The sequence below is a fragment of the Paenibacillus sp. BGI2013 genome, assembly GCF_002843485.1.
Classification (GTDB): Bacteria; Bacillota; Bacilli; order Paenibacillales; family Paenibacillaceae; genus Paenibacillus; species Paenibacillus amylolyticus.
In genome coordinates, this window is the sequence record NZ_PJFA01000005.1 from 406,474 (window position 1) to 417,969 (window position 11,496).

6 protein-coding genes are annotated in these 11,496 nt (G+C 47.5%); all 6 read left to right on the forward strand.

All coding sequences use genetic code 11. The features are described from left to right. Window positions 1–56: 56 nt before the first annotated feature. Window positions 57–5,303, forward strand: coding sequence for a S8 family peptidase (locus CXK86_RS15560; RefSeq protein ID WP_101314024.1), 5,247 nt, complete (start codon window positions 57–59; stop codon window positions 5,301–5,303). Between the two features lie 254 nt (window positions 5,304–5,557). Further along, window positions 5,558–6,730: a GntR family transcriptional regulator gene (locus CXK86_RS15565; protein WP_306821946.1), complete on the forward strand. Its 1,173-nt coding sequence runs from the start codon at window positions 5,558–5,560 to the stop codon at window positions 6,728–6,730. A 223-nt stretch (window positions 6,731–6,953) separates the two neighbouring features. After that, window positions 6,954–8,255 (forward strand): glycoside hydrolase family 125 protein, encoded by a 1,302-nt coding sequence (locus tag CXK86_RS15570; protein ID WP_257467863.1) that lies wholly within the window; start codon window positions 6,954–6,956, stop codon window positions 8,253–8,255. 78 nt (window positions 8,256–8,333) lie between these two features. Continuing rightward, the gene (locus tag CXK86_RS15575; protein ID WP_101314026.1) at window positions 8,334–9,713 is read left to right on the forward strand and encodes an extracellular solute-binding protein; all 1,380 of its coding nucleotides are present in this window, start codon (window positions 8,334–8,336) and stop codon (window positions 9,711–9,713) included. 67 nt (window positions 9,714–9,780) lie between these two features. Beyond that, a complete protein-coding gene (locus CXK86_RS15580; protein WP_101314027.1) occupies window positions 9,781–10,647 on the forward strand; it encodes a carbohydrate ABC transporter permease in 867 nt (288 codons plus the stop codon). A gap of 22 nt (window positions 10,648–10,669) precedes the next feature. Continuing rightward, entirely contained in the window at window positions 10,670–11,494 is an 825-nt protein-coding gene (locus CXK86_RS15585; RefSeq protein ID WP_036608291.1) for a carbohydrate ABC transporter permease, read from the forward strand. Window positions 11,495–11,496: the final 2 nt, after the last annotated feature.

An 11,496-nucleotide genomic window follows, 5' to 3' on the forward strand; every position in this document is an offset into this window, starting at 1 on the left:
AGAAGGGCATATGTACCAGACTAAATTAAAAAACCGGGTAAAAGGAGTGGAAAAGTTTGATAAAGATTAATCGGTTACGCAAGCCCATCTCCATGGGGCTCTCGCTTCTCCTTGCATTTTCGATCATTCATCCGGTTTCAGCTGAAAACTCCACATCATCCAAATTGGATATGAAATCTGGACTTGCCAAAGTTACGGAGTCCAAAGTAAACGCCAAGTTGACCAAAGAATTTGATGGTAGTGAATATGTGACCTATCTGGTGAAAATGAAGGAACAGGTGGATACAGCAGCAGTCTCCAAACGGGCCCTTGAAAAGGCGACCATCGCCAAACAAACGGCTTCAGCCACAAAGCTGTCCGTTCGTAATTCGGTCGTCAGCTCTCTGCGAGAAACAGCCTCGCGTACACAATATCCATTGGAAACTTATCTGGAAAAGGAAGTTGACCTGGGTAAGGTCAAAGAATATAAAAGCTATTTTATCGTCAATTCACTGGCAGTAACGAGTACCAAAGAAGTCATGGAACAGATTGCGCTGCTGCCTGAGGTGGAGAAGATTCTACCGAATGAGACACGATACTTACAGAAAGCCGAAGTGAGTAAAGAACCGGCAAATGCAGCATCAGGCAAAGATGTTGTCCAAACGCCAACTAAAGACTCTTCAGTCGGAGTCAAAGACAAAGAGCCTGCTGCAAAAGACAAGCTTGCGACAGAAAACGTGGAATGGAACCTGGATTACATCAATGCGCCAGCCGTGTGGGATCGGGGCATCGATGGAACAGGGATTGTTGTTGCCAATCTGGACAGTGGTGTGGATTATACCCACCCGGCGCTTCGCGGCAAATGGCGGGGACTGGATGCTTCGGGCAATATCGTTGATCCCGAATTGAGCTGGTATGATCCGCACAGTAATGCTTCACTTCCTGCGGACGGAGACGGGCATGGTACACACACGATGGGTACGATGGTTGGCTCTGAAGCGGATGGCACCAATCAGATCGGGGTTGCTCCCGGTGCGAAATGGATTGGTGTGCGGATATTCAATCCGGAAACAACGGATGCCATTATTCTCGATGGCGGACAATGGTTGATCGCTCCGGTGGATGCGGAAGGTAATCTGCATCCTGAACTTGCACCGGATGTCGTCAACAACTCATGGGGCGGAGGCGCAGGATTGGATGAATGGTTCCGACCGATGGTGCAAGCTTGGCGTGATGCTCAGATTTTCCCGGAATTCTCCGCAGGAAATGTGAGACTGGGTAACCCGGGCGGACCTGGTTCTGTTGCTAACCCAGCCAACTATCCTGAAAGTTTTGCTACAGGAGCAACCGATATCAACGGAAATCTGGCTTCGTTCTCCCTGCTGGGCCCATCCCCGTATGGTGAGATCAAACCGGAAGTATCTGCCCCTGGTGTGAATATCCGTTCATCAGTTCCGGGCGGTGTATATGAGGGAGGCTGGAACGGAACGTCCATGGCAGGCCCGCATACAACTGCGCTTGCTGCACTGCTGCTTCAGGCCAATCATTCCCTTACGGTGGATCAGCTGGAGCAGATCATTACAGATACAGCCACGCCGAGAACCGATAGTCAGTATCCGACCTCTCCTAATAACGGCTACGGTCACGGCATTATTAATGCCCTTGATGCTGTGGGTTCTGTACTCGAAGGGATCGGCACAGTATCCGGCAGAGTGGTTACGGCCGGAGATGATCTGGAAGAGCCGGTACTGGCACATACCCCTGTTAATTCTGCCTTTACAGGCATTGATATACCATTAACTGCTCATGTGACAGATAACGTCGCGGTAGTCTCCGTCGAGGCTTTTGCCAAAACGACAGGCACCAACCAGTATGTCTATCTGCCGATGAACCGGATTGCTGGAGATAACAAAGATGGAACGTATACAGCGACAATCCCTGCTTTTCTTATTGAACCGCAAGGTGTGGAGTATTATATCCGCGTGAACGACTACGGCAACAACGGATTCGAAAGTCAGGTATATAAAGTGGCTGTCTCCAATGGTGTTCAGCCAAGATATCTTCAGGATTTTGAAGAAGATCAGCTTGGATTCACGACTGGCGGAACCGGAAGTACCTGGGTATGGGGAGCACCAACCAGTGGTCCTGGAAGTGCATACTCCGGTGACAAGGTGATTGCAACCAATCTGCAAGGAACTTATATGGCGAATAGCAATGCATATCTGCTTGCGCCGCCTATTGATCTAACCGAGAGTGCAGAAGGTGCGTTATTATCCTTCAAGCACTGGTATGACCTGGAGAATAACATCGACTTCGGCAAGGTATACATCGCTTCCGAGGATAGCGATTATGTGTTCCAAGAGCTGTTAACCTTCACGGGTACAGGCGGCAATTGGAAGACACAATATGTGGATCTTCGCGAATACGCGGGACAGCAGGTGTTCATCAAATTCAATCTGACGAGCGATAATTCATTGCAAAAGGCTGGCTGGTACATTGATGATTTCGCTGTAGAAGAACTGGATGAGATTGCTCCGGGCGCTCCTGCCGGATTGTCTGCGACGGCCGATATTCTTGGTAATGTAGCCTTGAGCTGGACGGGTCCGAGCGATGAGGATCTCGAATCCTATATCGTATATCGTTCCACAACCGCAGGTGCAGGTTATGAATCCATTGGAACTGCAACAGGAACAACGTTTACAGATACGGCTACGGTGACAGATTCGACGTATTACTATACCGTTGCCGCACTTGATTATAGCGGCAATGAAAGTGACAAATCGAATGAGGTCTCCATTACAGTAGAGGTGCCTCAGGATATCTACATCGATCATTTCGATGGCAGTGATGATAATGGCTGGACTCATTCGGGAACCAAAGATGAGTGGGAACGCGGTATTCCGTTAACGGGACCTGCCACCGCGGTTTCTCCACCGAATGTCTGGGCGACTGATCTCGACAATACGTACGAGAGTGGCTCCAACTATTCACTCGTATCTCCGGTCATTGATTTGACGGATGTGTCCGAAGGAACACTCACGTTTAATCATTGGTACGAGATTGAGAGTGGATACGACTACGGGTATGTGGAAGTCACCAAGGATGGTGGAACCACATGGTCAGAACTGGGCAAATTCTCACATAGTACAAACGGTAAACAATGGGCACCGGTATTTTATGACCTGGATGCACTTACCGGCAATGAAGTACAATTCCGGTTCCGTCTGACCTCAGACAACAGTGTTGTGAAGACAGGCTGGTTCATTGATGATTTCCGAGTACTGGGTGTTGCTGCGGAGACGGTCACGGAGGACAATGCGGTTGTGCTTAACAGTGACAAACCAAAACCGTCCTATGAAAACCCATGGTACAAAATTTCGCGGACAGACAAAGCGGAATTTAACAAAACGAAACAGCAACAACCTGAAGTTGAAAAACCAGGAACAGGTTCGGTTAATCCACAAAGCCTGCCTGCAAGTGCAACGGTTACCGTACTGGAAACCGGACGTTCGGTGAAGACAGATCCAGCTACAGGCAAGTATAACTTCACACACGTAGCAGGTGATTACACGTTAAAAGCTGAAGCATATGGATATTATCCTCGAACTCAGCAGGTGACGATTACAGATGGCAATGGAGCCAAAGCCAACTTTAATCTGGAAGCAATTCCGCATGGGCAGATTGAAGGTGTAGTAACGGATGAGCGGACAGGACAACCACTGGCTGATGCTTCCGTTCTCGTGGTCGAAGATGCCAATGTAGGTGAAGTTCGCACAGGTTCAGATGGCAGCTTCGTGATTCAGGTATTAGAAGGAAGCTACACTCTATCCATCCGGGCGGCTGATTATTACAGTAAAACCGTCACTGTGACTGTACCTGGTAATGGTACGGCAGAGGCGAATGTTGCCTTGAAGCCGTTCATCGGTTTCCCTGGAGAAATTGCTTATGATGATGGAACAGCAGAGAACGCACGAGCTTTTAATGCTGCGGATAATGCTTGGGCAGTTCGAATGACACCAGAGCTGGAGACCGCTCAACTGACAGGTGCATCGTTCCGATTCTGGAACACCGAATGGCCTGTACCCGGAGGCACAGCGTTCCAATATGCCGTATATGATGCATCGGGTGCGGGCGGAGCTCCGGGACGACAACTGGCTGGACCATTTGACGGTACTGCACTTCGTAACGATCAATGGACAACTGTTGAATTCCCGGAACCGGTCATTGTAACGGGTGATTTCTATATCGTGTATGTACAGAGTTTAGCTGGAACTAGCGCTCCGGGACTCGCTACCGATGAGGATGGTCCAAATGCAGGTCGAAGCTGGCAGCGTGTAAGCGGAGCATGGAGTACTTCACCGGTAGAAGAAGGCAATTACATGATTCGTGCAGTCGTGAGATATCCGGTAAATGCACCTGTGCTCACAGTACCTGCAAACACGTATACGAATCAATCGACCTTCACTGTGTCGGGAACGTCTCCGGCATCCGGCGCTCAGATCAAGATCTACAACGGCAAGGATTTGGCTGGCACCACAACGGTGGCAAATGGGAAGTTCTCATACGGTGTGAAGCTCCGTTCTGGCATTAATGCGATTACTGCGGAGGCAGTGGTAGACGGTAAAACAACGGACCGTTCACTCCCCGTAGTCATTATTCTGGATCAGACCAAACCACAATTGACGATTCTCACGCCAGCTCAAGGGGATCGCATCAATGCAGAAGTGGTTCACGTAACGGGTAATGTCGTGGAACAATTCCTCGATAAGGTAACCGTTAACGGACAAACCGTACAAGTGGGTAAAGACAGAAGTTTCAGTCACCGTGTATTGGTCAATGAAGGCGAGAACACAATTACCATTACAGCAACCGATATCGCTGGTAACAAAACAACCGTAACCCGCACCGTCTATGTGGAAACGGCGTTGCCAGAACTTACGAATATTACTCCGGCTGAGGATGTTCGAATCACATCAGGGGAGAGTGTTACCGTTTCATTTGACAGTAAACCTGGTCTGCAAGCATCTTTCCGTATTCAGTTACCTTTGAATCTGAATGCCCAAGGGGCAGGAGAGATTCCATTGGTGGAGACTGAACCTGGTCGTTACACGGGTACGTACACAACACCTTCATCCCTTGTTCTGGATGGTGGAGTCATTGTGATTCGCGCTCAGGATGCAGCAGGCAACAAAGTAGAGGCTGAAGCAGCTGGACGATTGTTCGTCAGCGCAGCACAAGAACAATCCGTTCCAGAACCAGATTCGAGCCCTGAAGAGACTGAAACAGAAGTAGGTCCACCGTCCGCTGAGAGTCTGCAACCTTAATTATGCAAAGTGTGACATGGACGATAACTGCATTTTGACCATCTAAGCAAGAAGCCGATAAGCCGAGGTGTCAGGGCTTGTCGGCTTTTTGTTGTCTTGATTTACATCTGACGCCTAAGATTAATGAAGCATCCATTGGAATGCTTTTTATTTTGCTCTCACATGTCAGCAGGTGAGTTGCCTCTTTCTTCACATTAATGATATAACATGATATATTAGGATGTAGAACATGAGAAGTATGGGTATTTATGGAGGTGCTTGTATTGGGGAAAGACTCGGCATCCAAGCCGATGTATGAACAGATCTTTGAATCCTTGCGCGAACGGATACAGCTTCATCAATATCAAGTGGGTGAGCGTGTTCCTTCCGAGAAAGAATTATGTGATGAATTCGGAGTGAGCCGGATTACAACTAAAAAAGCACTTGAGATGCTGGCAAGTGAACAATTAATTGTTCGTCAGCCGGGACGGGGTTCTTTTGTAGCTGATACGGCAGATGTGTTACAAGAAAGATCTAACAGACCTGCTCCGCGTGCTGCGGTTAAAGATCCAGAAAAGAAGCTGCTCATTGGGCTGGTCATCACTAACTTCAGCGATATGTATGGTACAGAACTGTTATATGGCATGGAAGAAGCTTCGCGAGAGCATGATTGTTTTCTCGTACTTAGACGTTCCTTCGGGATTCCCGAGCAGGAGGAACAGAGTATTCAGGAACTGCTGGAACTGGGTGTGGATGGATTGATTATTTTCCCGGCACAGGGTGAATATTTCAGCGATGAGATTTTAAAACTGGTCGTTAATAAATTCCCGTTTGTCCTGATTGACCGGTACTTGAAAGGAATTCCGGCTTCATCTGTCAGTACGGATAATGTAGGCGCGGCGCGAGAAGGGATGAATTATTTGTTCGATCTCGGTCACCGACACATCGCTTTTCTGACGCAGCCTCCGGCGAACACTACACCCATTGAAGAACGAATTGAAGGCATTATTGAGGCTCACAATGATCAAGGAGTTCTGGTGAACAGGGAACTGTGGTTAGAATCTTTTCTTTCGACACTGCCAAGTGTGTTTGATCCTCAAGTCGAGGTCCGTGATGTGGAGACACTGGTGGAACATTTACAGAAATACCCCCAGATTACTGCACTCTTTGCTGCGGAGTATCATATTGCTTTACTTGCAGAACAGGCAGCGGATCGGCTTGGTCTGAGAATTCCAGAAGATATGTCCATCATTTGCTTTGACAGTCCAAATGCTGCCGAAGGAAGCCGTGTAACCCATATGAGACAAAGCCAGTTTGATATGGGAAAACAGGCATTCGAGATGGTGCTTCAAAGTATGCAGAACAACGAAATGACAGTGAACAGAGTTGTTTTACCTGCCCGATTGGTGAAGGGTAAGTCAACGAGTATGGTGAAACAAAAGGGTTAATTATAACAACTTAATATTCATTGTGTTCAATCAGGGGCTTCGTATAAACGAGGCCTCTTTTTGGTGCGGATAAAATGGGGAGAATTGCTTTAAATGGTATATTATTTGGTGTCTTTAAATTAAAATAACATGCTAATATACAAATAAATATATTGACATAACATTATATTCGTTTTAGGATGATGAAAGCGGTTAACAAACTGGATTACATAAGGAGGACAACATGCTGACACCCAGAGATGATCAAGAAATTTCCCCCTCGATATACGACATGATTGATCGGGTTAACAAACGTATGCCGGATTATCCGGAACTCAACCAAATGTTTAAAAATTGTTTTACCAATACGATGGCGACTACAATTCAGCGCAAAGAAGATGGAACAACTTTTGTGATTACGGGAGATATTCCTGCCATGTGGTTACGTGATTCTGCCGCTCAGGTCAGACCTTATCTGCTTCTCGCTTCAGAGGATGAAGATATTGCCGACATGATCGCTGGACTGGTTGAACGTCAACTGAAATATATTCTCCTGGACCCTTATGCAAACGCTTTTAATGAGACGGAGAGTGGAAAAGGACATCAGGAAGACCTGACGCAGATGAATGATTGGATCTGGGAACGGAAGTATGAGATCGACTCACTGGCTTATCCGATTCAGCTCAGTTATCTCTTGTGGAAGAACACGGGAAGAACAACTCAATTCAATGATACGTTCCGTAAAGCATCCCAGATCATCATGCAGTTATGGCAAGTGGAGCAACATCATGAGACGAAATCACCCTACACGTTCCAACGTCTGGATGCTCCCGAAACCGATACGCTCACCCGAGAGGGACGAGGTACTGAAACAGCCTACACAGGCATGACCTGGTCGGGATTCCGTCCCAGCGACGATCGTTGTGAATATGGTTATCTGATTCCATCCAATATGTTCGCTGTTGTGGCGCTTCGATATCTTCAGGAAATTGCTGAAGCGGTGTTCGAGGATGAAACGCTGGCAGCGAATGCTAAGCAGTTGGAGCAAGAGATCAACAAAGGTATTCAGGATTATGGCACCGTTGAACATCCGGAATATGGAACCATATATGCGTACGAAACGGATGGGAAAGGCAATCACAATCTGATGGATGATGCCAATGTGCCAAGTCTGCTGTCTTTACCTTATCTCGGATATGTGGAGGAGAACGACGAGGTGTATCAGAATACACGCCGTTTCATTCTTTCCTCGCACAACCCGTATTTTTATGAGGGAACAGCAGCAGCGGGAATCGGTAGTCCGCATACACCGGAAGGGTACATCTGGCATATCGCTTTATCGATGCAGGGGCTGACTACAGAGGATCGCAATGAAAAACTACGATTGCTTCAGCTTATCCATAAGACGGATGCGGATACCGGACTGACCCATGAAGGTTTTTCGGCCAACAATCCACATGAATATACACGTCCATGGTTTTCATGGTCCAACATGCTCTTTAGTGAACTGATGATGGATTATTGCGGATTCCGCGTACAGAAATAGATAGGGAAGCAAGAGATAACCTGCGAGTACATTATAACGTTCGGAGTTCGTTAAATTCCGACAAGAGGAGAGCGAATCATGAGAAAAATATCATTGAAAATGCCGGTAGCAGCAGTTATGACATCCTTGCTCATTCTTACTACAGCCTGTTCGGGCGGAAGCTCAAGCACAGGCACAACCAGTGATGGCAAGAAGGAAGTAACTGTATCGTTCCGTTCTTCAGGATCTGAAGATACACTTACGAAGTTTTTCCAATCAGGCTTGGTGGATCAATTTGAAAAAGAAAACCCGGATATCAAAATCAACATTGCGCCTGTACTGGCAAGTGAAGGCGATTATACGTCCAAAATGGTTCTGCAAATGAAATCCCCGGATACGGCACCGGATGTCATTGCTGAAGATACATCCATCATCAAATCCGATGCTGCTGCGCGATATCTGGAGCCGCTGGATACACAGGTTCAGGGATGGCCCGATTGGGAAGAACACATCATCGACAACCTGAAGGCAGGGGTTACCGGAGAAGACGGCAAAGTGTACGGCGTTCCGGCTACCTCGGATACACGCGGAATCTGGTACAACAAGGAACTGTTTCAACAGGCGGGACTTGAAGTTCCGTTCAAACCTGCAAGCTGGGCAGAAGTACTCGAAGCAGCACGTACGATCAAGCAAAAACTGCCGGGTGTGACACCACTTAATATGATCGTGGGCAAAGCAAACGGTGAAGGTGTCACCATGCAAACACTGGAAATGCTGCTCTATGGTACGGCGGACACGCTGTATAACGACACCAGCAAGAAATGGGTCGTGAACAGCCCGGGGCTGCTGGATTCCTTCAAATTCATAGATCAAGTGTTTAACACGGATAAAACAGGTCCAACCATGCAGGTTGCCCTGAATGGACAAGCTGGCAGTATTGCATTCCAGCAACAGTTCCCGCAAGACAAATTGGCGATGGCTGTAGATGGTAGCTGGGCAGGTTCGACATGGGCCGAGAACGGTGCTGCTCCAATCGCCAACGTTGAAGAGAAAATAGGCTTTGCACCATTCCCAACACAAAATGGGGAAGAACCTGGAGCAACTACGATGTCTGGAGGATGGGCTTGGTCTGTTCCTGCACAGGCGAAAAACAAGGAAGAGGCTTGGAAATTTATCGAGTTTCTGATGAATAAGGAAAATGCGACTGCTCGTGTAGTAGCGGAAGGCAGCCTCAGCCCACGTAATGATTCCACAGAAGTTGAAGGTTATACGGATCGTCCTTATACCAGAGAAGCACAGGAACTCTTGAATGTGGCCCACTTCCGTCCAGCGAACGATCAATATGCAGCGGTATCCGCACAATTGCAAAGCATTGTTGAGAGTATTGCCTCTGGCAAGCTGACGCCGGAAGAGGGAGTTACGCAATTGAAGGACAACGTATCCCGTTCCCTTGGCGCGGACAGCATCGAAGAGAAATAAGGATATCGATATATTCGGAGGGGGAGGCACAATCTCCCCTTTTTCCGGTTCGAATGGAGAGTGACTTATGAAAAGGAAAGCACCAGGTTCATTTCTGTTTCTAATGCCTTCCGTACTGTTATTACTTGTGTTTTTCATTGTTCCCATCATTCTGACGATCTGTTTTGCCTTTACGAATATGGCTCTGACCGGGGCGGCAGCCAAGAGTTTGGAGTTTGTCGGATTCCAGAATTTCATTAATATGTTCCATGATCCGGATTTCCGGATTAGTGTTTGGCGCACGCTGGTTTTTCTCATCTTCTCCGCAGTGATTGGTCAGGTATTGCTTGGGTTCATTCTGGCTCTTCTAATGAAAGAGAAAAATGTGACCTTCCGCCGGGTCATTGGCATCATCGTCATTGCCGGTTGGGTGACACCCGAGATTGTTGTGGCATTCTGTATGGTCGCCTTTTTCAGTGACAATGGTTCATTGAATCAGATCCTCGGCTGGTTTGGAGCGAATCCAGTCTCCTGGTTGTTCAGTTTCCCTATGGTGAGTGTCATTATCGCGAATATCTGGCACGGCACAGCCTTTTCAATGATGGTCTATCAGTCGGCACTGGATGATATCCCGAAGGAAGTTGAAGAAGCTGCGATTATTGACAGTGCCACCGGGTTCCAGATTGTCAGACACATTACGATTCCAATGGTAAAAGGGTCCATCGTGACCAACATGATGTTGGTTACCCTACAGACACTGGGCGTGTTCACGCTGATCTATACGATGACCGGTGGTGGCCCGGGTACTTCAACACAAACCTTGCCGATCTTCATGTATAACCAGGCCTTTGTGAACTATCAATTTGGATACGGCACAGCCATATCTCTTGTTCTGTTGTTCATCGGTATTGTCGCCAGCCTGTTCTACATGCGATCCATGAAAGTGAAAGTGTAACCATGAAGGAGGTTCGATCCCTATGGTCAAACATGGGCTTCAACGCAAAATCCAGTACGGGATTCTAGTTTTTCTAGGGCTCTGTTTTTTATTGCCGCTGCTCTGGATCATTCTGGCTTCATTTGACCCGAACGCGCAACAGGGTATCAAAATGCCCAGTACCTGGACCATTCAAAATTTCAAGGATGTACTCGGGGATTCGAGCAATCTTCGTTCATTCGGTGTAGGCCTGATTCTGTCGGGAGGGCAAGCGATATTGGTTGTTCTGGTATCGGTTCTTGCTGCTTATCCATTATCCCGTTATGAAATGAGATTCAAAAAAAGCTTCCTGTTATCCATTTTGTTCATGACAGCTCTTCCGATTACTGCCGTGATGGTTCCGGTATTTCAAATGTTTCTGTTCTTCAAAATGCAAAATAGCATCATTGCCACGATGCTGTTCCTGACTGCATCCTCACTTCCTTACGGCATCTGGATGATGAAAAACTTCATGGATTCGGTGCCAATCGATTTGGAAGAATCGGCATGGATTGACGGAGCGTCCGTGTGGAGTAGTTTGAGACGAATCGTGGCGCCATTGATGTTGCCGGGTATTGCAACGATAGCGATATTTACCTTTTCAGGAAGTTGGGGCAACTTCTTCGTGCCATACATCCTGCTCCAGACACCGGAGAAACTTCCGGCATCGGTCACGATTTATCAATTTTTCGGCAGCCACGGTATGGTTGAATACGGCAGGTTGGCTGCATTTTCACTACTTTATACAATGCCTTCGGTTGTGCTATATATCTTCTCCCAGCGTTACATGTCCAAAGGATTCAGCATGGGCGGGGCAACCAAAGGTTAATG

Excerpts from the sequence above, each read along its gene's own strand:
- CXK86_RS15580 (WP_101314027.1), top strand. The coding sequence starts at position 9,781 with ATGAAAAGGAAAGCACCAGGTTCATTTCTGTTTCTAATGCCTTCCGTA.
- CXK86_RS15570 (WP_257467863.1), top strand. The coding sequence starts at position 6,954 with ATGCTGACACCCAGAGATGATCAAGAAATTTCCCCCTCGATATACGAC.
- CXK86_RS15575 (WP_101314026.1), top strand. The coding sequence starts at position 8,334 with ATGAGAAAAATATCATTGAAAATGCCGGTAGCAGCAGTTATGACATCC.
- CXK86_RS15585 (WP_036608291.1), top strand. The coding sequence starts at position 10,670 with ATGGTCAAACATGGGCTTCAACGCAAAATCCAGTACGGGATTCTAGTT.